19 protein-coding genes are annotated in these 22,807 nt (G+C 66.7%); 12 read left to right on the top strand and 7 right to left on the bottom strand.

The window, feature by feature from the left end; genetic code table 11:
- Together VFW04_10855 and VFW04_10850 are read left to right on the top strand one after the other, a co-directional pair.
- Positions 1 to 561, top strand: a 561-nt coding sequence (locus VFW04_10855; GenBank protein ID HEX5179822.1) for a hypothetical protein, incomplete at its 5' end; no start/stop codon positions are given.
- Between the two features lie 93 nt (positions 562 to 654).
- Positions 655 to 1,704, top strand: a complete 1,050-nt coding sequence (locus VFW04_10850; GenBank protein ID HEX5179821.1) for a lysylphosphatidylglycerol synthase transmembrane domain-containing protein — start codon at positions 655 to 657, stop codon at positions 1,702 to 1,704.
- 66 nt (positions 1,705 to 1,770) lie between these two features.
- Here the strand turns inward: VFW04_10850 and VFW04_10845 are convergent, their stop codons facing one another.
- Both VFW04_10845 and VFW04_10840 read right to left on the bottom strand, forming a co-directional pair.
- Positions 1,771 to 2,895 carry a zf-HC2 domain-containing protein gene (locus VFW04_10845; protein HEX5179820.1) on the bottom strand — a complete coding sequence of 375 codons (1,125 nt, stop codon included), beginning with the start codon at positions 2,893 to 2,895 and terminating at the stop codon, positions 1,771 to 1,773.
- Positions 2,882 to 3,400, bottom strand: coding sequence for a sigma-70 family RNA polymerase sigma factor (locus VFW04_10840; protein HEX5179819.1), 519 nt, complete (start codon positions 3,398 to 3,400; stop codon positions 2,882 to 2,884). Before VFW04_10840 ends, VFW04_10845 begins: the two co-directional genes overlap by 14 nt.
- A 389-nt stretch (positions 3,401 to 3,789) precedes the next feature.
- Here VFW04_10840 and VFW04_10835 point away from each other — a divergent pair, with 389 nt between their 5' ends.
- Positions 3,790 to 5,835: a tetratricopeptide repeat protein gene (locus VFW04_10835; protein HEX5179818.1), complete on the top strand. Its 2,046-nt coding sequence runs from the start codon at positions 3,790 to 3,792 to the stop codon at positions 5,833 to 5,835.
- Here VFW04_10835 and VFW04_10830 read toward each other — a convergent pair.
- Complete coding sequence (locus VFW04_10830) at positions 5,832 to 8,078, bottom strand: Ig-like domain-containing protein (protein HEX5179817.1); 2,247 nt, start codon at positions 8,076 to 8,078, stop codon at positions 5,832 to 5,834. The genes VFW04_10835 and VFW04_10830 overlap by 4 nt on opposite strands.
- Positions 8,079 to 8,388: 310 nt before the next feature.
- On the opposite strand from VFW04_10830, the gene VFW04_10825 reads away from it, so the two are divergent.
- The 3 genes from VFW04_10825 to VFW04_10815 are packed head-to-tail and all read left to right on the top strand — an operon-like array spanning position 8,389 to position 11,570.
- The gene (locus VFW04_10825; GenBank protein HEX5179816.1) at positions 8,389 to 9,024 is read left to right on the top strand and encodes a TetR/AcrR family transcriptional regulator; all 636 of its coding nucleotides are present in this window, start codon (positions 8,389 to 8,391) and stop codon (positions 9,022 to 9,024) included.
- 12 nt (positions 9,025 to 9,036) lie between these two features.
- Positions 9,037 to 9,828, top strand: a complete 792-nt coding sequence (locus tag VFW04_10820; GenBank protein ID HEX5179815.1) for an ABC transporter ATP-binding protein — start codon at positions 9,037 to 9,039, stop codon at positions 9,826 to 9,828.
- The gene (locus VFW04_10815) at positions 9,825 to 11,570 is read left to right on the top strand and encodes a putative ABC exporter domain-containing protein (GenBank protein ID HEX5179814.1); all 1,746 of its coding nucleotides are present in this window, start codon (positions 9,825 to 9,827) and stop codon (positions 11,568 to 11,570) included. The genes VFW04_10820 and VFW04_10815 overlap by 4 nt, the downstream gene beginning before the upstream one ends.
- On the opposite strand, the gene VFW04_10810 is transcribed toward VFW04_10815, so the two are convergent.
- On the bottom strand, positions 11,567 to 12,811 hold the full coding sequence (locus VFW04_10810; protein HEX5179813.1) for a DNA polymerase IV: 1,245 nt from the start codon (positions 12,809 to 12,811) through the stop codon (positions 11,567 to 11,569). The genes VFW04_10815 and VFW04_10810 overlap by 4 nt on opposite strands.
- A gap of 23 nt (positions 12,812 to 12,834) precedes the next feature.
- On the opposite strand from VFW04_10810, the gene VFW04_10805 reads away from it, so the two are divergent.
- The 4 genes from VFW04_10805 (at position 12,835) to VFW04_10790 (ending at position 16,678) form a co-directional block, all read left to right on the top strand.
- Positions 12,835 to 13,509 (top strand): dienelactone hydrolase family protein, encoded by a 675-nt coding sequence (locus tag VFW04_10805; protein HEX5179812.1) that lies wholly within the window; start codon positions 12,835 to 12,837, stop codon positions 13,507 to 13,509.
- Positions 13,510 to 13,832: 323 nt separating this feature from the next.
- Positions 13,833 to 14,795, top strand: coding sequence for an RNA polymerase sigma factor RpoD/SigA (locus VFW04_10800; GenBank protein HEX5179811.1), 963 nt, complete (start codon positions 13,833 to 13,835; stop codon positions 14,793 to 14,795).
- On the top strand, positions 14,792 to 15,841 hold the full coding sequence (locus tag VFW04_10795; protein ID HEX5179810.1) for a trypsin-like peptidase domain-containing protein: 1,050 nt from the start codon (positions 14,792 to 14,794) through the stop codon (positions 15,839 to 15,841). The genes VFW04_10800 and VFW04_10795 overlap by 4 nt, the downstream gene beginning before the upstream one ends.
- A 702-nt stretch (positions 15,842 to 16,543) precedes the next feature.
- A complete protein-coding gene (locus VFW04_10790; protein ID HEX5179809.1) occupies positions 16,544 to 16,678 on the top strand; it encodes a hypothetical protein in 135 nt (44 codons plus the stop codon).
- A 56-nt stretch (positions 16,679 to 16,734) separates the two neighbouring features.
- On the opposite strand, the gene istA is transcribed toward VFW04_10790, so the two are convergent.
- A complete protein-coding gene (gene istA, locus VFW04_10785) occupies positions 16,735 to 18,336 on the bottom strand; it encodes an IS21 family transposase (GenBank protein HEX5179808.1) in 1,602 nt (533 codons plus the stop codon).
- An 87-nt stretch (positions 18,337 to 18,423) separates the two neighbouring features.
- Between istA and VFW04_10780 the strand changes: the two genes are divergently transcribed.
- Positions 18,424 to 18,636 (top strand): trypsin-like peptidase domain-containing protein, encoded by a 213-nt coding sequence (locus VFW04_10780; GenBank protein HEX5179807.1) that lies wholly within the window; start codon positions 18,424 to 18,426, stop codon positions 18,634 to 18,636.
- The gene (locus tag VFW04_10775) at positions 18,633 to 19,223 is read left to right on the top strand and encodes a trypsin-like peptidase domain-containing protein (GenBank protein HEX5179806.1); all 591 of its coding nucleotides are present in this window, start codon (positions 18,633 to 18,635) and stop codon (positions 19,221 to 19,223) included. Before VFW04_10780 ends, VFW04_10775 begins: the two co-directional genes overlap by 4 nt.
- 155 nt (positions 19,224 to 19,378) lie before the next feature.
- Here the strand turns inward: VFW04_10775 and VFW04_10770 are convergent, their stop codons facing one another.
- Together VFW04_10770 and VFW04_10765 are read right to left on the bottom strand one after the other, a co-directional pair.
- Entirely contained in the window at positions 19,379 to 19,792 is a 414-nt protein-coding gene (locus tag VFW04_10770; GenBank protein HEX5179805.1) for an SMI1/KNR4 family protein, read from the bottom strand.
- A gap of 1,353 nt (positions 19,793 to 21,145) precedes the next feature.
- Positions 21,146 to 22,807: RHS repeat-associated core domain-containing protein (locus VFW04_10765; GenBank protein HEX5179804.1), on the bottom strand; the 1,662-nt coding region annotated here is incomplete at its 5' end.

Here is a 22,807-nt window from a genome sequence, read left to right as displayed (position 1 = left end):
TCCGGCGCCCGGGTCGGCATGCCTACGCCTCGGGCCGCGTTTGCCGACAACGACCTGGCGTTGGGCCGCCTCGTCGAGGCCCTCTCGCGCTCGCGCTTCTGGCACAGTACCGTTGTGTTCGTCGTGGAAGACGACGCGCAGAACGGACCCGACCATGTGGATTCGCACCGCGCGCCGTTTTTCATGATCAGCGCCTACAGTCATGCCGGGGTCGTGCACCGATTCGTGAACACCACGGACGTGATTGCCACCATCGCGGACATTCTGCACCTCGGCTCTCTGTCGCAATTCGACTATTACGGCCGCCCGCTGCGGGGGCTCTTCGCCGATTCGCCGGATCTGACCCCGTACGCAACTCAGGCGCCGGAGCAGCGGCTCGATGATCGCAATCCGGCTCGCGGTCCCGGCGCCGCGGCGTCCGCCCGGCTCAACCTTCGGCTGGAAGACGAATCGGACGATAACCTCTTCAACCACATTCTCTGGGAAGCGATCAAGGGGCCGGCCGTGCCGTATCCCGGCACGACGCATCGCGCGATGGCAAAGGGCGCGCTGGCCTACTGAAGTCACGCTGCACGCTGTACCCTTTCTCGATTCCGGCGCGCCGCTCGTCGTCGTCATCACGGTCCGCAACCCAACGACTCCCTCTTTGCACTCATGACGCCCGCCCGTTGGCTTCTCGCGATCGTATCGTTTGCCGCGGCCATCGGGGTGTCGTTGTACATCGTGGTCACGAGTTGGCCGCCGGCCGACCACCCGGTTTCGGTGAGCGTTGCCGCGCACGGGGTGTTGCTGGGGATCGCACTGCTCGAGCTGGGGGCGCGCGGAGCCAAGGTGCGTTTGAGCGCCGCGTCACTGCGTATTCCGATGACGTTCGGTGTCGCGTTGCGCGCGAGCGCGGGCGGCGACTTCGGTGCGGCGATCACACCCGCGCGCACGGGAGCGGAGCCGGCGCGCTTCCTGATCATGACGGAAGCCGGCATGTCGTCGGCGCACATCATCCTCGTGATTTACGCCGAGCTGTTTCTCGAGATGATTTCGTTGGCGATCGTCGCGATCGCGATGTTCTTCACGTTCCGGGACGCGGGCGCGATCATCACCGGCATGGCGAGCCTGGTGGCGATGTACGCCGCGTTCGTGTTAGGCACGGGGGCGTTGGGCTTCGTGCTGGCGCGCCGGGGCATGAAGGATGCGCCGCCGCGGCTGCTGGCGCGGCTCGGCGTGCACGGGACGCGGTGGCAGAAGTTTCGCAGTGTGCTCGAGCAGCTGCGTCGCGGCATCGAAGGGATGAAGGACATGCGGTTCGGCATGGCCGGCGTGGCGCTGCTCGCGTCGATCGTGCACATCCTGCTGCGGCTCGCGATCCTGCCGATCATCGTGTACTCGTTTGGCGTGCACGTGCCCGCGGCGCCGCTCATTTTGTGGCCGATCGCGCTGACGTACGGCAGCGTGGTGGTGGCGGTGCCGGCGGGCGGCGGCTTCATCGAAGTCGCGTTCAAGGAGACGCTGGGCCACGCGATTCCGGCGTCGATCTTCGGCGCGTCGCTCATCTGGTGGCGCTTCTACACCTTCTACCTCTACATCATCCTCGGCGCGATCGCGGCCGGCGGCACGGTGCTCCGGGCGCTCCGGCCGGACGACGACGATGATGAGGCGGTCCAGGACAGCGGGCCGGACCTGGCCGTGCAGCGCGATCCGGCGCGTTAGGCGTGGGCACGCGCCCGCCGGCGCGACAGCTCCGCGACGTTATCCGTCGAGTGACGGCGATGCTCGTCAGGGTTTGTTGCCTAACGCAGCCCGCACGCGTTGCAGGACAGTCTCGTCGACGGTGCCGGAGAGCACGTAGCCGGTCCCATCGGCGCCGCGCCACCGGATGACGTGGATCGCGGCGCCGCTCGAATCGCCGACGGCCGGGGAATCCGCGCTCGCCGGAGCCGGCGCGGCGCGCGTCGAGTCGTTAGGCATCGCGGCCGGCGGCGTCACCTCGAGCACCACCAGCGCGCCGTTGCCGACGCGGTACGTCTGGCGGCGGGCCATCACCGGGCCGCGCTGCACGGAGTCCACGGACACGAGCCGGGGCGACGATTGCGCGCCGCCGGGTTGGCCGGTCACCACGACCTCCGACAACTGCACGGCTTTGCCCTCGGCGATGCGGCGGGCGAGCGCACTCGATGATCGGGCCTCAGCGGCGCGCGACGCGGAATCGGCTGTCTTGATGGCGTCGGCGGCGATGGCGACGTTCATGTCGGTCGCGGATTTCTTCGCCGACGCGGCCTGCTGCCGCTCTTCCCGCGCGAACGATTTGACCTGCGGCTCGAGGCTGGGGGCGGGCGCGGCGTGCGGCCGCGCTCCGCCCAACGCGGCCGCCGGCGCCGGCGCGGGCGTCGCCTCCGGCCGGGGTGCGGCGCCGGCCGCCCCCGGCGCTGCCGCCATCGGCTCGTTCCGCGGCGCGGTGGACTCGCGCGCGGCGCGCGCCGGCTCCGTTAGGCGCTGCGTCTCGCCCGCCGACCCGGCCTCGCGCCGGTTCGCCCCGCGCGCGACCAGGAACGTGCCGGCGGCGACGAACGCGAGCGCCGCCGCCAGCCGGCTGTAGCGCATCCCCCACCATCGGGCGGGCGGCGCGGCGTCACGGGCCGCCGGTGGCGCAACCGCGAACGCCGGCGACGCGGCCTGCACCGCCGCCGCCGTTCGCGCCTGCGCCGGTGGCACCACGCCGGCGGGCACGTCGTCGAGCGCCATGAGGATGCGCGATGACGCCGCGATCAGGCCCCGCGCCTCGGCCACGCGATCGGCGCACGCGCCGCACGCCGACACGTGCGCGTCGATGCCTTGGGCATCGTCCGCGCCTAACGCGCCGTCGAGCCGCGCGTGGATCGTGCCGTCGTCAAGATGCTGCATGACCCGTGCTCCCCGGCTGCGCCTCGCGCAGCGCCTCGTACTGTTCCACCAATCGACGCCGCGCCCGGGCCAGCGTCGTCCCGATCGATCCGGCCGACAGGTGCAACGCCTGCGCGATTTCCTCGTAATTCAATCCTTCCTCGCGCATGAGCAGCGCCAGCCGGTCGCGCTCCGTCAACGCGTTCACCGCGCGCCGCGCCAGCGCTGTGTCCTGCGCGCGCTCGAGCGACAACGGCTCCGGTTCGACGACATCGTCGCGCGTCTCCTCGCGCAGCAGCGCCAGGCGCGCGCGACGCCGGGCATCGCGCCGCGCGTCATCGCGCACGAGATTGTTCGCCACGGTGAACAGCCAGGCGCGCTCGTTCGACAACCGGCGCTGACGGAGCGCGCGCACGAACGTCTCCTGCGCCACCTCTTCCGCCCAGTCGCGATCGCCTAACCGACGGGTGAGGTAGCGCACGAGCATCCCGTGATACGTTCGAAACAGCCGCTCCGCATCGTCCATTCACCAGTTCTCCCGGCGCGGCGTCCGGTCCGCGGCATTGAGCATCGTCGCCCGCATTTTGTACCCGCCATCCATCCACGCAGACGTATCGGACTGCCGCTCGTGGTTGCTGCGATGGAGACGCCGCCGCGGGCAGATCGTGCACACGCGGCGATCATCTCGCGAGCGAGCTCGACGCTTGCACCGGCTAAGTTCACTCCTGCGAACGTGTTCGATCCTCGATACCGCCCGGGTGCCGCCAGCACAGGTGAGCCCGATTCGTGGCACCTCACTTGCGCCCGGTCCGTATCCGACGAGGATTGATTCGGGATCAGGCAACCCAGCCGATCTCCGTGCCGCCGGTCAGAACGGCTGAAATTCTGTAGGACTCTCGCACCAATCAGGACTCCATGTCGCGCTACCTCGCTTCGCTGATCGCTCTTCCGCTGTTCGTCTTCACGACGACCGCGCACGCGCAGTCCGAGTCGGCGCTCAGAAAGAGCGACCTGGTTCGCTATCTCACGGGCACCACGTACTCGAAAAGCGAGATCGCGGCGATCGTGCGACGCAACTGCCTTGCCTTCGTGCCGTCGGCGCGCGACCGCGAAGATCTCAAGCAGCTCGGCGCGAACGACGCGATCCTGCGCGAGATCGATCGCTGCGTGAACAACAACAACAAGGCTTCGTCGTCGGAGTCGTCCGACAATCCATCGCGGCCGGTCGCGCCGGCGCCGGCGTCGCCGCCGACGCTCACGGTGATCAACGGGCTGGCGTCGGCAACGAGCGGTAGCGTTGCGTACATCAGCGTCGATCTGGCTCGCGGCGACGCGCCGGTGCCGGGCGCGCGGCTCATGCTCAAGGGCGCCACGGGCATTCCCGGCGGCGCGCAGGCCGACCCCGTGGCCATCACCGACGCCAGCGGACGCGCGACGTTCACCGTGCCGGCCGGCACGCACGCCGGGACGTATCACATGACCGTCGTCACCTCCGATGGCTCGCCGCTCGAGGGCACGACGGCAGTCTCGCTCAGCACGATGCCGGCTGGCGCATCGTTAGCCACGGTCAACCCGACGGCGATTGCGATCGGCGCCGGTGCGCGGGGGACGCGCGAGCTGAGCGTGGCGGTGAACGACGCGTTCGGCAACCCGGTGAGCAAGGCGACGGTGCAGGTGCGGCCCTATCCGGCGCGCTCAGGGTTAGGCACGCTGACGCAAACGACCAACGATGCCGGCGTGGCCAAGTTCTCGATTCAAACGCAGCCGCTCCAGGCCGGCGACAGCCTGGTGGTGAGCGTCGGCGATCGCGCCGTGGCGAGCGTGCGCGTCACGGCGGCCGAGCAGGTGACCGCGCTCTTGCTGGAAGCCGAGCGTCAGTTAGCCACCGGGCGATCGGGGGCGGTCGCTGCCTACGACAGCGTGCTCTCGGTGGATCCGGCGAACACGCGGGCGCTGCTGGGCCGCGGCTACGCCGAGTCGGCGGAGGGAAAATTCGACGCTGCCAACAAGGACTTCGCCACGGCGCTGCGCGAGGGTGAAGATGTGTCGGGCGCGCACACCGGACTCGGATACACGGCGCTCCGGCGCGGCGATCTCGGCGGTGCAGCGCAGCACTTTCAAGAGGCACTGCATTCCGCGACCGGAGATCCGGCAGCGTCCACCGGTCTCGCCTACGCCGAGCTGTGGCGCATCGACTCGCGGCAAGCGCCGCACCGCGCCGACGCGCTCTCGAGTCCGCGGCCCACATCGTATCCGGCCAGGGCGGCGGACGACCTTCGCACGGGCATCGCATCCTTCGCCGCACGAAACACCGAGGCGGCGGAGCGCTCGCTCACCAGCGCCGCGAGCGCGGCGCCGAATTGGCCTGACGTGTTTTACACGCGCGCGCTGGTGTACCAGGCGGAGGGCCGCAGCGACGCGGCGGCGACGGATTTCCAGAAGTATCTGAATCTCCGGCCCAACGCGGTGGATCGCGCCGACGTCGCGAATCGCATCAAGGCGCTCAGCCGCAGCCCGGCGACCGCGTTTGCGTTAGGCGCGATCCCGGGTGGCGGCCAGTTCTACACCCAGCAGCCCGTCCTCGGCGTGATCGTGCTGGGCGGTGTGGCGGCCGGCACGGCGTGGGCGCTGCACTCGACCACCAGCACCGAGATCCGCACGTTCACGGATCCGTTCGGCCGCGTCGACACCTTCACGGTGAACGTGTCCAAGCGCAAGAACCTCGGCGCCGGGTTGGCGGTGGCCGGCGGCGTGCTGCTCGTGGGGGCGATCGAAGCGGCGCTGCACGTGTCGAGCGCGCGCGGCGATCCGTACCCGCCATCGTCGCCGCCGAACGGAAGCGGCGCCGGGCGCAGCACGGGGGCGCTGCTCACGTCGCCGCGGCTGGAGCCGGTGCTGGGCGTCGATCCCGTGTCGGGCGCGCCCCGCTGGGGGCTCGCCCTGCACCTCGGATTCCGTTAGGCTGGCGGGCGATCGGCGCGCGCCGACGGCACCGGCCGCGCGCTCGTGCCCATGTTGGGCGAAGGCGGCGGGGGCGGCGGAGGGGGCGGCGCCGCCGTGACCGTGACCGACGCGGTACCGGACACCCCGCCGCTCGTCGCCGTGATCGTCACCGCCGGCCCGGCCGCGATCGCGTTGACCATGCCGGTGCTGGACACAGTCGCCGTGTTGTCGTTCGACGACGACCACGTCACCGTGCGACCCGTGAGCGGATTCCCGCCGGCGTCTCGAGGCTGCGCCGACATCTGCACGGAATCGCCGGCGGCGATTGAGGTATCGGATGGCGTCACCACCACGGAGCCGACCGCCACCGGATTGACGGTCACCGCCGCGCTTCCGCTCTTGCCCTCGCTCGTCGCCGTAATGTTCGCGGTGCCCTGAGCGACGGCGGTCACGAGCCCGGTGCTGTCGACCGTGGCCGCGGCCGTGTTGTCGGACGACCACGTCACCGTGCGTCCCGTTAGCACGTGGCCCTGCGCGTCCTTCGTCGTCGCGGTGAACGTGGCCGTATCGCCGACCGTCATCGTCTTGCTGTTAGGCGAGACCGTGACCGTCGCAACCGGCACGGGAATCACGACGATCGTCGCAGCGCCCTGATGCCCTTCGCTCGCGGCGGTGATCGTCGCCGTGCCGGCGCCCTGGCTCACCACGTGGCCGGTGCTGGAGACGATCGCGACGTTGTCATCGCTGCTGTTCCACGTGACCGTGCGACCCGAGAGCGGATTCCCCGCCGAATCCACGGGTTGCGCCGAGAGGTTGGTCGATTGGCCTAACACAAGGGTATCGAGCGATGGGGTCACGGTCACGTTCGCCACCGGCACCTGCGCCACGGTGACGGATGCGAAGCCTTGCTGGCCGTCGACGGTGGCCGTGATCACCGCATCGCCAATACTTCCCGCCGTGACGAGGCCCGCTCCGTTGACGGATGCGACGCCGCCCTTGTTGGATTTCCAGGTGACCGTTCGGCCCGTGAGGCTGAGCGTATCGCCGACGGAATCGAGGGCCACTGCGGCCAACTGGGCGGTTTGCCCGGTGAAGAGCGACACGGCGCCGGGATTCACGTCGACGCTCGAGACGGGCACGAGCTTCACCGTGATCGACGCGTTGCCGTGCACGGCGCCGCTGGTGGCGGTGATCGTCGCCGTCCCCGGGGCAACGGCGATCACGTTCCCCGACGTGCTCACGGTGGCCACGTTGGTGTTGTTCGATGCCCACGTGACCGTTTGGCCGGAGAGCGGATTGCCTTGCGCGTCGGTGACGGTTGCCGAGAGCTGCAGTTGCTGCGTCGGGAAGAGCGTGGCCGATCCCGGCGAAATGACGACCGAGTTTGCGGGCGCGGGCGAGACCGTAATCGATGCGCCCATGTGCGCCGGGCCGCTGGTTGCCGTTACCGTCGCCGACCCGACGGACACCCCCTTCACGATCGTCACTGCTCCCGACGTCGGAGTGACCGTGGCCACGGCGGAGTTGTCGACCGACCAGGAGACGGCCGCGCCGGCGATCACCGCCCCGGCCGAATCTTTCACCGTGGCCGAAAGCTGGCCCGTCTGCCCAACGGTGAGCGGCAGGCTCGTCGGCGCGATCACGATGGATGCCGGCGTCGGCGCGCCGACGGAGACCGCCGCGCTGCCGGATTTTCCTTCACTCGCCGCGGTGATCGTCGCAGGCCCAACGGCGATGCCGGTCACGAGGCCCGTGTTGTCCACGGACGCGACCGTCGCGTCGGAGCTGGACCACGTCACTACCCGACCCGAGAGCGGATTGCCGCCGGCGTCGACCGGCTGCGCCTGGAATTGGAACTTCTGCCCGACTTTGATCACCTGGTTAGGCGGCGTCACGTTGACGGCGGCCACCGGTTGCGGCAGCACGGTGATGGTGGCGATCCCCGAGACGCCGTTGGCGCTCGCGGCGATCTGCGCGGTGCCGGTGTCGACGGAGGTCACGGCGCCGTTGCTCGACACGGTCGCCACGTTGGCGTTGGACGTGTTCCAGAAGATCGTGGCGCCGGTCACCGTCTGCCCCTGCGCGTTGACGACTCTGGCGCTCAGGGTGACGCTGGTTCCGATGACGATGGAGTCGTTGGACGGCGTGATGATGATTTTGCCGACGCCGCCGGTACCGGTGCTGTCGCCTCCGCAGGAAAGGAGGAGAGCGAAGCCGGCGGCGGCAAATGCGAGTGCTGCGGATCGAAGTACGGCGCGCATCTGACGAGTCTCGGAGGTGGCGCGGACCGATGTTAGCGGGCAACCCGCACGATGGGGAAGCAGTAAGCAAGAAACGGGGAACAAGCTGCGCAACGGGTCCGCGAGCTCGGGCTCGCCAGACACGGTTTCAAAGTGGAGGCGACGTCTTGCGATCCGAGTTCGTGGACTTGCCGGAGCAGCCGGCGGCCCACCTCCACGAGGCGCGTAGTCACCTAGTGGCGACCCATCTGAGTCACTTTGTAGTGACTATTGCTAAGTCTCTGCAAAGTAGTTATTAAAGCCATCGCCGACATCGGCCCGCCAAGACTACATGTTCGACAGTCGTCACCTCATGGTGGCAAGAGAAATGGAACGAGACCGCGAAGCCACTCGAACCAAACTGATGGATGCCGTCGAACGCATCGCCATCCGCGACGGCTTCGAGTCGTGTGGCGTGAACGCGATAGCCCACGAGGCAGGCGTCGACAAAGTGCTCATCTATCGGTACTTCGGCGGTGTCGCCGGCCTCGTCTCCACCGTGATCGCACAGCGCGCGGCGTGGCCGAACACACCCGGCGTGTCCTTTGGCGACGGCGTCTCCCCCGGCTCCTCGTTCTCGACCGCACTCATTACTCAAGCCCGCGACATCCGCGCTCGACCCCTCGCTCAACACGCCATCGCGTGGGAAGCAAGCGGGCACGCGGATCACGTAGTCGCGCGCCCCGTGACCGAGGGCCGCGAGACGCAGTTCGCCGCGCTCGCGTCAGCGCTCCACGAACGCGCGCCGTCGCGACTGGATGTCGACGCGGTTGGCGCCCTCGTTGCCGCCGGCCTCACGATACTCGCCGCGCGCACGGACGGCGTACCATTTTTCGGGCTCGATGTGCAAAAGGACGCCGACTGGCGTCGCATCGAGAAGGCCGCCGGCACCATCTTGCGGGCACTGCTCGATCCATCCGATGCCTGAAGCAGCGAGACGATGACCGAATTACTGAGCATGGCGCCGCCTGCGGCCTCGACGCCCGCCGCGGCGGGCATCGACGTCCGCGGCCTCACGAAGCTCTACGGGGACCTGGCCGCGGTGTCGAACCTGTCGTTCACCGTGCAGGCAGGCGAAGTGTTGGGCCTCGTCGGGCCTAACGGAGCCGGCAAGACCACCACGCTGCGCAGCTTGAGCGGCATCATCCGCCCGACGAGCGGCACGATCCACATTGCCGGACACGATCTCGCCGCCGACCCGGTCGGCGCCAAGGGCGCGCTCGCGTTCATCCCCGATGAACCGCACCTGTTCGAGTACCTGTCGGTGGACGAGCACCTGCAGTTCATCGCGCGGCTATACGGCGTGAGGGACGCGGACCAGCGGATCGGTCCCTTGCTCACGGAGCTCGAGCTCACCGAAAAGCGCGACGCGCTCCCCGCCGAGTTGTCGCGCGGCATGCGGCAGAAGCTCGCGATCGCGTGCGGCCTGCTGCACGATCCGAGAGCGCTGGTGCTCGACGAACCGCTCACCGGCCTCGATCCCGGCGGCATGCGGAAGATGAAAGCGACGATCGTCGCGCGTGCGAGAGAGGGGGCGGCAGTCGTCCTGAGCTCGCACCTCCTCCACCTGGTGGAAGAGTTGTGCACGCGCATCCTGATCATCTACGGCGGTCGGGCGGTGGCGTTCGGCGCGCTCGACGACATCATCGCCGAACGTCCGCAGCTCGCGGGGCGGGGCCTCGAGGACATTTTCCTGGCGCTGACGAGCGACGGCGGCTCGGCCGCCACGTGACCTCCGAGCCGCAACCGCCGTTCGCCGCGCTCGGCTGGCTGCTCGTGCGCGGCGTGGTGAACCGGACCGTTAGGCGGGCGCGCCGCGTGCGGCAGCCGCGGTACGCGCTGGCGCTCATCGCCGGCGTCGGCTACTTCTGGTTCATCCTCGTGCGTCCGCGCGGCGACACCGTGCTCGTGGGCGCGACGCCCGACGGCACGGCGCATCTGGCCTATGCGTTAGGCATCGCGGTGCTCGCGGCCAGCTGGTGGCTCTTCGGCAGCGACGAAGTGGCGCTCAATTTTTCGACGGCCGAAGTCCAGCTGCTGTTCGCCGCGCCGCTCACGCGGCGGCAGCTCGTGGCGTTCAAGCTGCTGCAGGCGCAGCTGGTGATCGTGATCAGCGTGGTGATCTGGCTCGCCATCCTCGGGCGATCGCCCGGGTCGATGGTGGAGCGCGCGGTCTCGCTCTGGATCGTGTTCACGGCGCTCTATCTGCACCGCGTGGGCGCGTCGCTGGTGCGCGAGAGCGCAGCGGAGCACGGAGCGGCCGGTGTTAGGCGGCACCTCGTGCCGATCGTCGTGGTTGCCGCCGCGCTCATCGCCGTCGGGTGGGGCGTCGCCGCCCAGCTGCCGGCGCTCCGCGCCGGGATCGCGTCCGGCGATACGTTAGGCGCGGCGGTTGCGGTGCTCCATGCGCCGGCGAGCAAAGCCGTGCTCTGGCCGTTTCGCCTGGTGCTCGCGCCGGTGTTCACCGCATCCACGGCCGCGTGGCTGCGCGCCCTGTGGCCGGCGCTCGTGTTGGTGGCGCTGCACGTGGTGTGGGTGCTGCGTACCGACGCGGCATTCGAGGAAGCCGCCGCCGCGAATGCCGCCCGTCGCGCGGTGGCGCTCGCGCGGCGCGCGGGACGAACCACGATGCCGGCCACGCGCGGCGTGCGCCGGCGGTTCCGGCTGCCGCTGCCCGCACGAAGCTCGCCCGCCGCGGCGATCGTCTGGAAGAACGCCGTTGCGTTAGGCCGCACGTTCGCGCTGCGTACGGTGATCGCGATCGTCGTCGCGGTGGTCATCTTCGTGGTCGTGCTCGACTCGGTGCTGCCGCAAACGGACCGGCTCTCGGTGCTCGCCGGCCGCCTGTGCCTGGCGTTCGCGCTGATGCTGCTGCTCGCCGGCCCGCTCTGGGTGCGCAACGATCTCCGGTTGGACATGCTGCAGCTCGAGCTGCTGCGGTCGTTCCCGGTGCGCGGCGCCACGCTCGTGCGGGCCGAGCTGTGCGCGGCGCTGATGACGTTGGGCGTGGTGCAGGTGCCGGTGCTGCTCGGCGCCTACGTGCTCAATCCGGTGCACAACAAGATCGGGCAGTCGTGGTCCGATCAGACGGCGCTGCTCATCACGAGCCTGATCCTTCTGCCCACCGTGAGCGCCCTCGGCGTGTTGGTGCAGAACGCCGGCGCGTTGCTGTTTCCGGGCTGGATCCGGTTGGGTCTGTCGCGGCCGGGCGGCGTCGAGGCGGTGGGTCAGGGGATCGTGACGATGTTCGGCTCGCTGGTGGTGCTCACGCTCGGCCTGGCGCTGCCGCTGGTGTTCGGCGGCGGCGTAGCCATCGTAGCGGTATCGCGCGTCGGGTTGTGGGGGCTCGTGCCCGGCACGGTGGTGGGCGCGGCGATCGTGGCCGCCGAGGTGTGGGCGATCACCGCCTGGCTGGGCGGTGTGTTCGAGCGGACCGACGAGGTGCCGGACGAAACGGCGCCGGCCGCCGCCTAACGCGCCTTGGGCGCCGCGTCGCGCGCCTCGCGGTGCGCCAGGGCGCCGGGCCCGATCACGTCGTCGCCGAATCGCTCGCGCAGCGCATCGACGGTGTGCGCCAGCGTGCGGTCGCGCGCGGTTTCGGCGAACGCGCCCGCCGGCGCCTCGAAGAAGGCGAGCTGCGCGGGCGCCGGCGCGGGCGCCAGCGAGGACAGCGACACGCCTAACAGACGGGCCTTGCAGCGCCGCGTCGCGCGCAGGCGGCGGAGCAGCATCCGCGCCGTCTCGTGGATCGGCCGGTCCGACATCACGCCGTCGTCCAGCGTGCGGCTCGCCTGGCGCGTCGAGAAATCGTAGTCGCGCAGCTTGACGGTGATGGTGCGTGTCGTGAGGCCTTCGGCGCGAAGATCGGAGGCCGCGCGCACGACGAGGCGCAGGAGCTCGCGCTCCAGCGATGCATCGTCGCCGATGTCGGTCGAGAACGTGTCCTCGCGGCTCAGGCTCTTGAGCTCGCCGTCGCCCGACACGCGCCCGTGGTCCACGCCGTGAACGCGATCGAGCAGCCAGCGTGCGTCGCGCTTGCCTAACCATGCGACGAGCGTCCGCTCGTCGTGCGCCAGCACGTCACGCACCGTCACCAGGCCGTGGCGCTTGAGGCGCTCCTGGAACCGCGGACCCACGAGCGGAATCTCGCCTAACGTGAACCGCGTCAGGAATGCGGCTTCCTCGCCGGCCGGCACGATGTGCACGCCGGTCCGGCCGGTGTCGGGCCTGGGCTTGGCGACTTCGACGGCGAGCTTGGCGACGAGCTTGTTCGATCCGCCGCCGATCGACACCGTGAGTCCCGATCCCTCGCGCACCGCGTCGCGGATGCGGTGCGCCGTGTGCTCGATGGGCTCGCCGCCATAGAGCGCTTCGGTGCCGGTGAGATCGAGGTACCACTCATCGATGCTCGCGGTCTCGACGATCGGCGCGAATCGGTGCAGGATAGAGCGAATCTGACGGCTCTTCGTCGCGCATTCGCGCCGCGGAACCGGCACGCACATGGCGCGCGGACAGAGGCGCAGGGCTTGCGACACCGGCATCGCCGACCGCACGCCGAACGCTCTCGTCTCGTAGGACGCCGAGCAGACGACGCCGCGGCTCAAGGCCGAGCCGCCCACGATGAGCAGGGGCGCTCGACCGGCGCCCTCGGGATCGACTAACCGGGCGACCGCGACGAAGAACGCGTCGGCGTCGGCGAGCAGAACGTTAGGCACAACCTTCACGCGAGGAGCGGACGATGGGGCACATGGTCGACTTCGAGGCGAATGGACGCAACGGGATAGGATATCTCGCCACACCGCCCGGAGGCAAAGGCGCCGGGCTCATCCTGGTCCAGGAATACTGGGGCCTCGTGGACCACATCAAAGATCTCGCGGAACGCTTCGCGAAGGCAGGCTACGTGACGCTCGCGCCGGATCTGTACCACGGAAAGACCGCCAAGAGCCCGGACGAGGCCGGCAAGATGCTCATGGCCCTCAACATTGCTGAAGCAGGCAAAGAGATGAAGGGCGCCGCGCAGTATCTGCTCTCGAATCCGGCGGTCGTGTCGAAGCGCGTTGGCATCGTCGGTTTCTGTATGGGCGGCCAGCTGGCGTTGCACGCCGGGATGGAATATCCCGAAGCGATCGCCGCGGTCGTCGACTTCTACGGCATACATCCCGCAGTCAAGATCGATGCGAAGCGTCTCCGCGTCCCGGTGCTCGGCCACTTCGGAAAGCAGGACAAGTCGGTGAGCGAGGAGTCGGTCCAGACGCTGGCGACGGCGATCAGCAAGGCGGGAGGGAGCTTCGAATATCACTATTATGATGCCGGCCATGCGTTCTTCAACGACACGCGGCCTGTATACAGTGAGCGCGACGCCAAAACCTCCTGGAATCGGACGCTGGATTTCCTCAAGCAGCACGTGTCCTGAGGAGCGTGTTCGAGACGGTTCTTGGAACCCGAGGCAGCGGTTGTTGGTAGATGACATACGGGAGTTGACACCGTCCGGCCGGCGGGATGTCCGGTGGGACGCTGGTCGTGTCGGCTTCAAACAGATGTTCGATGATCGACCGCTAGCGAAAAGCGCCCATGGAACTCATTCTATGGTGCGAACGTTCACCGTAGGGTGACTGGCACCAGGTCGACCGAGGGGGGCTGGAGATGGCGACGGTTGTGGCTGGCGAAACGACGGCGGCCGGTGGGCGGCGGGCCAAACAGGGCGGCAGGGGGCGGCGCGAGTCAAAGGAGGAATTCGTGAAGAAGACTGTCGATCGCGAGCGCGCGCCAAAGAGCCCGAGGAGGGCGAGGGCGCGGCGTCCGCAGAATCCGACAATTGAATATGGCGCGCAGGCGAACCAGGATCTGCTCGATTTGTACATCGCCGAGGCGCATGAGATTCCGCAGCGGACCGCTGCGGAGCAGAAGGCGCTTGCCCGTGTGATGCGCGATGCCAAGGCATCGGCGGATGAGAAGGCCGAGGCGCGGGACAAGCTCATCTCGGCGAACATCCGGTTCGCGTTCTCGATTGCGAAGCAGTATCAGCATCGGGGGCTGGATCTGGAGGACTTGATCGCCGAGGCGAACACGGGACTCGTGCGCGCGGCCGACAAGTTCGACCCGGACGTGGGTGTGAACTTCATCTCGTACGCGGTGTGGTGGATCAGGCAGGCGATCCATGCGGCGCTGGCGCGGCAGTCGCGGTCCGTTAGGCTTCCAGCCAACCGGGCGAGCGATCTCACGCGTATCGCGCGGGCGCGCACCGCGCTCGAATCTTCGTTGGGCAGGGCGCCGACGGTGGACGAGATTGCGTACGTGGCGCAGCTGTCGCCGGCGATGGTGAAGGACCTGCAGGGACTCACCCAGCCGGAGCGGTCGTTCGACGAGCCGTTAGGCGAAGGGCACGGCGAGCGCGAGGGGCGGACGCTGGCGAGCATTCTCTCGGTGGAGGATGCCGACGAGGATGCGCTGCCGGGGCGGATCGAGGAGGAGTCCCGGCGCACGCTGCTCATGCGGGCACTGGAGACGTTGCCGCCGCGGGACAAGCGGGTGTTGATTCTGTATTTCGGTCTCGAGAGTGGGGAGCCGATGACGCTCAATCAGATCGCCGGGATGCTGGGCGTGACGAGGGAGCGGGTGCGGCAGTTGCGAGACCGGGCGGTGATGGCGATCCGGCGCGGCCGGACGGCGGAAGAGCTCAAGCGGGAGTGGGCTGCATGACGGTCGAGATCGCGCCGCTCAGGTTGTTAGGCGGCGCGGAAGTCGGAGACGAAACCAGATCGGGCGTCGCGTCTACGGATGCGGCGCCCGATTCTGTTCTGTTCGACGCCTACTCGGCGGCGGTCGTGGGCGCGGTGGAGCGGGTGGGGCCGAGCGTGGTGCATCTCGCGGTGCGTGGTGCGGCGACGGCGGAGCGTGGGCGGAGGCGTCGGGGGCCGAGTGAGGGAACGGGGTCGGGGTTCGTGTTCACGCCGGACGGGTTCGTGTTGACGAACAGCCACGTGGTGCACGGGGCGGAATCGATCAAGTGCACGTTGCCGGACGGGACGGCGATGGCGGCGGAGCTCGTGGGCGATGACCCGGACACCGACCTGGCGGTGGTGCGGGTGAACGGGCCGGCGCTCATGGCGGCGCCGTTAGGCGAGTCGCGCGCGCTCAAGCCGGGGCAGCTGGTGATCGCGATCGGGAATCCGCTGGGGTTCCAAGCGACGGTGACGGCGGGCGTGGTCAGTGCGTTAGGCCGGACGATGCGGGCGGAATCGGGTCGGCTGATCGACGGGATCATTCAGACAGACGCGGCGCTCAACCCCGGAAATTCGGGCGGACCGTTGGTGAGCTCGCGGGGCGAGGTGATCGGGGTGAACACCGCCGTGATCCAAGGGGCGCAAGGGATCTGCTTTGCGATTCCCATCGATACGGCGCGGTTCGTGATTCCGCGGTTGATTCGGGACGGGCGGGTGCGGCGGAGTTGGTTAGGCGTGGTGGGGCAGACGATTCAGTTGTCGCGGCGGCGGGTAGCGCTCGAGCATCTCGCGGCGGCGGGTGGCGTGTTGGTGACGGGCGTGGAGCATGACAGCCCGGCGGAGCGTGGCGGGTTGCGCCAGGGGGACATCATCATCGGGCTCGCGGGGGAAGTGGTGAGCGGGATCGATGACCTCCAGCGCGTGCTAACGGAACAAAGGATCGGCGAGCGAGCTGATGTCGTGGTGCTTAGGGAGGGGCGCAGACTGACCGTTGATGTAGTCCCAAGCGACACCCGACGTTAGCGTTTCGCAGTCCCTAGCCTCTAACGCATTTAGTGCCTAACCACACAATACCCGCTAGGAAATCGCTGCACAGCCGGGCGAATTTAGTATATTGACGTTGCGTTAGGCAAATGGGATGACGCGACTCCAACGGACCAGGCTCATGCGTCAACTGCCGCAGCCCAAGACGCGCGCCCATCTTGCTCCTCAGGTTGGCCCTGAGCCGCAAGATAATCAATCTAGGGAAATTAAGTTGGAACTACACTAGCGAGGGTCGTTGAGGCCGCGGTCATCTCTAGGAACGGACCTTCGTCCGAGAATCCGAGACGGCAATCGAACTAACGTCAGGCAGGTATAGAAGGACAGTTAGGAGCAGGACGGGTGCGAGGTTGACACCGATAGCGAACCGCGGGTACCCTGCGTCCCGCAAGTAGTTGAATGTGGCGGACAGTCCGATGAAGTAGGTGAACCGATTGCCAACGAAATAAATCGACGCCTCGAGCCCGGCCACAAAGCTAAGAGCCAGCGGGCCAGCAGTAATGTGTAACACCTGCAAAGCCTGAGCGACGTAGGAGAGGACCTCTCCCGATTCGCGACGCTTTAGTAGCAAGAAGCCCGCGACGCCCACCAGCCCATACGCACTAGCGATCATCACGATGGACGACCACGGAATAAGGACGCCGCGCGTGTGTGCGATCACCTCATAGGCAGTCCGAAGGCTCCATGAAGCCCCGAGAATTTGAGGCGGCGCGCAAACAGCCGATCGGCGCGGCGCACAAATTCATCGTCGACGAGGAGTTCCAGAAACTCGAGGTGCGCGAGCGGGGCGGCTTCGGCTTGTGCGACGCGCCCGGGTAAGGGCTCGACCATGCCGGAGAGCCGGAGATGGCGCAGGCGCGTGGTGAGTGGGACGGTCATCGTAGGAAGTCCTCCAAGGTGTACTGGGTCATGGGACGAATGGCCGGGTCGTCGGCGCGGAGCACCGGCGCGGCGGACCGGGGCACCGCTTCCGTTAGGCGGCGAATCGTGCGATACCGAAACTGCTGCTGCGTGTGGGCGATCGTCACCGCGGCGAGGAGGCGCTCGCGCGGTACGCGCCGGGTGAGCTGCAGCACGCCTTGAATCAGCCGGATCGCGCGGACGCCGCGGGCGGCGAGCGCCGCATCGGCCCACTGCCGAAGTGCGGGACCGACGTGCTCGCACTGGCCGAGCAAGCGATGCACGAAGGCCTGTTGTCGCGTCGACGCCTCGCGGTCCGTGTGCTGGGGCGCATAGGTGCCCGGCGACACCAGGCGATGGACCGCGGCGAGCGTGTCGGCGTGGAAGACGCGCACGAGCCGCGCATCCCACTGCACGCGCACGCGCTGGCCTAACAGCGCGAGCGGGACGGGATAGAACGCGCCGGCGACTTCGACGTGGCCATCCTCGTGCACGGTGCGCTCGCCAGCGCTGAAGAACGGGAACGATGCGGCGGCGAGCGGGCGGAGCGCTTTCTGCTCGGTCTCGACAAAGTGCGTCCACACCTGGCGCCGCGTGGTGCCGTGGATGCGCAGGCGGGCGACGGTGCGATTCCAGTGGCGCAACCACGCATTGTGGGCGTCGAGACTGTCGAAGCGGCGCCCCTTGAGGGCATTGTCTTTGACGTAGCCGCCACTTCGCTCCTGCTTGCCGTTTTCTTGCGGGTGGCGCGGCTGGGTCGGGAGCGGCGTGAAGCCCCAGTGTTTCGCGAATGCGAGGTAGACCTCGTTGCTATCCGGATCGTAGAGACACGCGCGGACGACGGCCGCTTTGAGATTGTCGAGGCGGATGACGAGTGCGACGCCGCCCAGATCGCGGAAGGCGCGTTCGTGCAGGCGCAGGAATGTCTCGAGGCGCTGATCCCACGCGGGCTCCTCGTAGCCATGGCGCGAGTGAGCGAGCGTCATGCGAAACACCCACGGGCGACGCCACTCGCCGGTCTCCGTATGGAGCGTGGGCGCGCCGCGAAAGAAGTCCACTTGCGCTTCCGCGCCGGGCGCACAGTGAAAGACGCCGACGGCGCGTCGCCGCACCGCGATTGTGCGGACGAATCGCTTCACCGATTCGTAGCTGGCGGCGTAGCCAAACTCCTCGACCAGGTCTTGCCAGATGCGCTGGAGGCTCAGGCCCGCATCGAGTTTCTCGGTGATCGCGGTGCGATACGCGGCGGCCACGGATCGCGATCGTTTGGCGGTGAGCCGGGGAACACTATGGCCGGGTTTCGATCCGAGCCGGCGAACACGGTGGCCGCATTTGGATCGTCGAGCGCGAGCGACGCTGCTTGAGCGGGCGGCTCCGGCGACGCAGAGCCGGGGAACACTTTGGCCGCCTTTGCCAGGCGGGCGCGATCGTATCGGCCGACCGTCTCGCGGCGTACGCCGGTCTCCGCCTGGATGCGGCGATAGCTCCAGCCCAGCTCGAGCAACGCGATAACGTGGTGCTGCTTCGGCATCTTCAGGTAGTTGGGCATCGGCTGGCTTGAGAGAGAAGTCCCTCAAGTTTGCCGCTGCGTCGCTACCCGCGGTGGCCGCTTTTCACCCGTTCCGGCGTGGCCGCATTTGAGTGTTCGCTAACAGTCTGGGTTCGTGTTCACGCCGGACGGGTTTGTGCTCACGAACTCACACGTGGTGCACGGGGCCCAGTCGATCCGGTGCACGACGGCTGACGGGAGTGCGATGGCGGCGGAGCTCGTGGGGGATGATCCGGATACCGATTTGGCCGTGGTGCGGGTGAACGGGCCGACGCTCATGGCGGCGCCGTTAGGCGAGTCGCGCCCGCTCAAGCCGGGCAGCTCGTGATCGCGATCGGGAATCCGCTGGGGTTTCAGCCGACGGTGACGGCGGGCGTGGTCAGTGCGTTAGGCCGGACGATGCGGGCGGAGTCGGGGCGGCTGATCGACGGGATCATCCAGACCGATGCTGCACTGAATCCGGGGAATTCCGGCGGACCGTTGGTGAGCTCGCGGGGCGAGGTGATCGGGGTGAACACCGCCGTGATCCAAGGGGCGCAAGGGATTTGCTTTGCGATTCCCATCGACACGGCGCGGTTCGTGATTCCGCGGTTGATTCGGGACGGGCGGGTGCGGCGGAGTTGGTTAGGCGTGGTGGGGCAGACGATTCAGTTGTCGAGGCGGCGGGTGGCGCTCGAGCATCTGGCGGCGGCGGGTGGCGCGTTGGTGACGGGCGTGGAGCGTGACAGCCCGGCGGAGCGCGGCGGGTTGCGCCAGGGGGACATCATCATTGGTCTCGCGGGGGACGTGGTGAGCGGGATCGATGATCTGCAGCGCGTCCTAACGGAAAACGGAATAGGGAAACGCGTAGACGCGGTAGTATTGCGCGAGGGACAGAGGGTCACCGTGGGCCTGGTGCCCGATGAGGCTAGGTGAACCCGGCAATCGCCATCTTATCTCGCTCCTTACTGAGCGCTCGCGGCTGCTGCGTTCGCCGGCGCTATGCGAGCAGGATCGAAGGTCGCCTACTGCATCGATATGGATTCCGCGGTTGAGAGAAGGCAAACATCATTCATTGAACCGCTGGTCAGTCAACTTTCGCCTAACCTCGCCAGAAACGCAGCGAAGGTCGAATCACGGACCTCAATTTCGTCAACCTTCAGCCCTATGAACGGCAACGTGACGACCTCCGGAGGCTGGCTACGGAAGTCAAAACCAAATGCGGTGTCGGCACCGTCAGAACCGAAGAGCAAGAGTCCAGGCGCAAGCTTGCGCACATCATAGCCCTCGTTGTCCCTGACGAGATCCTCAGCCGCCCAGAGCTTGATGTAAGCCCAGGTGCCCATGGGCCCCTCGGCTCCATTGGAGTAGGCCAGAAAGTCTACATAATCTGGGGGAAGAATAACGTCCAAATCGGCGCCGACAGCCGCGACAGTGGCGCGATCGGCGCCGGGATTATGATCAAGTGTTGCCGTGAGTTTAGAGAAATCCGTGGCGTTGTTCACTGCATCCCCGTAGCTAGGGGGTGTGGACGCACCAGTGAATCGTTCGTTAGGCGAGCGGCGGCCTCGAACCCCGCGTGTCGCCTCGCGATTCGAGGGCCGGGGCCGGCGGCCATTTCATTTCGCCGCGAGATAGAAGAGCACCTGCTCGGTCTTGTTGCGTTTGTCGTCGCCCACGAGATACAGAGATGCAAGTCTGATTGCTCGACACACCAGGCTAAGAAGTCAGAAACTGGCCGGATTCTCCATCGACCGGCAGGGGATGAGTGAGCACGCTCCCCTCGCCTTCATCCTCGTCAGAACTCTCCTCGGTCTCGGGATACGCGTCAGGATCTCCAACCTCCCATGCTTTCACCAGCTTCGCAGCCACTAGCTCATCCAAAAGCTTGCTAGCCTGCAAACGCTAAGCAGATCGCTGATGAACATGGAACGCTACGAGTCTAGGATCTAAGAACGTTGCTGGCCCGACGAGGAGATCACGCTGCCTTGCACGAGGTAGTACGTGATCCAAATATACGTTGCTTGCTCGCGCCTCTGCCGGAACGACGAAACGTAAGGTTGCTCCTGGTGAGGTAGCCAGAACTTGAGAGTAGCGCAGGTTAGACCCATCTTCGGGAGGACTAACGGCAGCAACCCGGCTTCCGAGCGAGATACCGTAAACCCATACCGGAACGTTTAACACACGGTAGCGATCGGGCCCCTCGCGCTCGACCCAAAGTAGCTCCTCGCGCTTCTCCGGAGCGCTAAACAACATCTGATGCCACGTCTTAGACGAATCAGTCATGGCGTGCTTGGAGACGGCGGTCGTTTAGGAGTCTTGGGTTTGCCTTTACGCGGATCGGGCTTTGGCCTGTTGCCAAACTTGCGATTGCATTTCCGGCACTAGATGCGGTCACTTGATCCCAGCGGAACTGACGCTCCAAGGCAACAGACCCGCTACCGACCTTGCGTGAGAGTTGGGCGAGCTGGCCAAACGCATCGTACCCGTACGACAGTGTAACATTTCCCCTCGTTACAGAGTTCAGATGGTCGTTCGCCGACCACTCCAATGTCGTCGTAGATCCGGCAGGCAAGTGCGGTAAAGGCGTCTCACTCATATTGGCAGAGAGGGTCACTGCTCAGGCCCAGCTTTCGTCTGTCGATCTATCCTGCATGTTGCGCCGAGCCCCTGTATTGCCCTCGCCAGCGCGCTCACATCCTGGTCTAACGGAATGTCGAGCGAGACTTCCCGACCGTCAAGTAAATCATCGACAACTTGCTTAGAGGTTTTGAGCGAGAGGCCCAATTCCGCTTGCAAAAACTTAGTAAGCGAAATCTTCTGCATACCCTCTCGCCAGCCCGTAAGTCTTAGTTTGGTCATGGCTTGGGCACATCCACCGTTATTGGCCGCGGGATTTGACCCTTGTGAAGGCCGGTTGTACGCCTCGCACCTCTGATAATAACTCGCGTGGCACCCTGTTGCCGTCCGAACTGCTGAACCACCGATCGCATCTCTGATTGGCTGGATGCTCCCCGACCAACGCCCCCGATGTGTGCGCGATCGAGAGTGACGACGTCTCCCTCGCGAGACATATTACCCATTAGGGTGATCGGCCCATTAGCTCCCTCGGCTTCGACTGTCGCAATACCCTCCTCGACTGTCACGTTTACCTTGAGAGCAGCTTCCTCAGCCGCTTTCGCCTCGATGGCGCCAGCATCTTCTGCGGCGGTGGCATCCGATGCCGCGGCATTGCCAGCGCCGGCATCCGCAGCCGGATCTATCATCAGCAACGGCATCATTGCTAACGTGTGCAACGCATCACTCCCGCCTTCCCATTTATACCAAGCCTTGATTTTTTCCCATGTCGTCATCTCCGGGCCGGCGGCATCTGACTGATCACAATTTCCTTCAACCTTACACGTCAATCCGAAGGGGTCGCTAAAATCAGCTGGGTCGCCGCTCGCGAAACCATAGGAGTTCAATCCCCCAGCAAGCCCCAACGGATCCTCCTGCGTGAAGCGTCCGGCCACAGGGTCGTAGTAACGGTTCCGCATGTACTGCGTGCCGGCGTCTGTCATCGACATCGATGTGAGTGACCCGAACCAACTCGGGGCCTCCATCGGAGCGACGTACCGCCGGTAGGCGCTACTATTTCGAGCGGGCCAGAGAATACTCGCCGTGCTGTTGTGATAGGTAAACGTCGCGCTGCGATTAAAGAACAGTCCGCCATCGTCTGGCACGCCTCTCCAACTGTACATCGGATAGAGACTGATGGTCGGAAACGGAACGGTGTCCTGGCCGAACATGAAGCGACTGATGAGAACCGGTTGATCCATCCCCTCGACGTGCAGGTACCACACGCGACCGTAAAAGGGTAGGTAGCCTTTCGGCAAACTGTCCGGGGGCAGTCCGCACTGGTGCGGAAGTGCGCAGCCACACTGGCATACGTGAGCGTACCAGGCCGTGTCGACTTCGAGGGAATCGCCTTGAACTGCATCGCCGCCGGGATAGTGGATCTCCCATGAGACTTGATTTCCATCCCACACGAAGCGCGTGATCGTGCCATCGGCGATGCCGGAGGAATCTCGGCGCGAGCGCACAAGCACCCGTCGCCCGAGCGCGTCATAGCGAGTCTCTTCGAAGGTACCGAGAGCTTGGGTGTACACGCATGTTGGGCTGCCATTCGAACGCACGTCTGACACCGCAAGGTGTTGATCGGCGGCGTAGTAATTGGCGGTTGTACGAGTGACGAGTCCGCCGTTGCAACCATCTCGCCCTGGATAGGAAGCCTGCTGCATCTCGAGCAGGATGTTGCCTGCGGCGTCGTACACGACTGAGTCGATCTCGGCGCCGGAGCCTTCGGCGAGAGAGCGGCGCTCGCGACCCGATGACGGGAAGTAGGCATACGTGCCAGGGGTTCCGTATGTCACCCCGGACGAGTTAGACGAAACAGTGGACAGTCGAGCTAGCGGATCGGCCGTCCACGACTCCTGGAGGAATGAGCTTGTTCCGTAGACGCACTTCCCGTTCAGGCGGGC

It is taken from the genome of Gemmatimonadaceae bacterium (assembly GCA_036273715.1).
Classification (GTDB): domain Bacteria; phylum Gemmatimonadota; class Gemmatimonadetes; order Gemmatimonadales; family Gemmatimonadaceae; genus JADGGM01.
Note: the sequence above shows the minus strand (reverse complement) of the source record. Positions and strands in the feature narration are given on the sequence as shown.

Coding starts and splice junctions, on each gene's coding strand:
- VFW04_10850 (HEX5179821.1), top strand. CDS start 655: ATGACGCCCGCCCGTTGGCTTCTCGCGATCGTATCGTTTGCCGCGGCC.
- VFW04_10845 (HEX5179820.1), bottom strand. CDS start 2,895: ATGCAGCATCTTGACGACGGCACGATCCACGCGCGGCTCGACGGCGCG.
- VFW04_10840 (HEX5179819.1), bottom strand. CDS start 3,400: ATGGACGATGCGGAGCGGCTGTTTCGAACGTATCACGGGATGCTCGTG.
- VFW04_10835 (HEX5179818.1), top strand. CDS start 3,790: ATGTCGCGCTACCTCGCTTCGCTGATCGCTCTTCCGCTGTTCGTCTTC.
- VFW04_10830 (HEX5179817.1), bottom strand. CDS start 8,078: ATGCGCGCCGTACTTCGATCCGCAGCACTCGCATTTGCCGCCGCCGGC.
- VFW04_10825 (HEX5179816.1), top strand. CDS start 8,389: ATGTTCGACAGTCGTCACCTCATGGTGGCAAGAGAAATGGAACGAGAC.
- VFW04_10820 (HEX5179815.1), top strand. CDS start 9,037: ATGACCGAATTACTGAGCATGGCGCCGCCTGCGGCCTCGACGCCCGCC.
- VFW04_10805 (HEX5179812.1), top strand. CDS start 12,835: ATGGGGCACATGGTCGACTTCGAGGCGAATGGACGCAACGGGATAGGA.
- VFW04_10795 (HEX5179810.1), top strand. CDS start 14,792: ATGACGGTCGAGATCGCGCCGCTCAGGTTGTTAGGCGGCGCGGAAGTC.
- VFW04_10790 (HEX5179809.1), top strand. CDS start 16,544: ATGAAGCCCCGAGAATTTGAGGCGGCGCGCAAACAGCCGATCGGCGCG.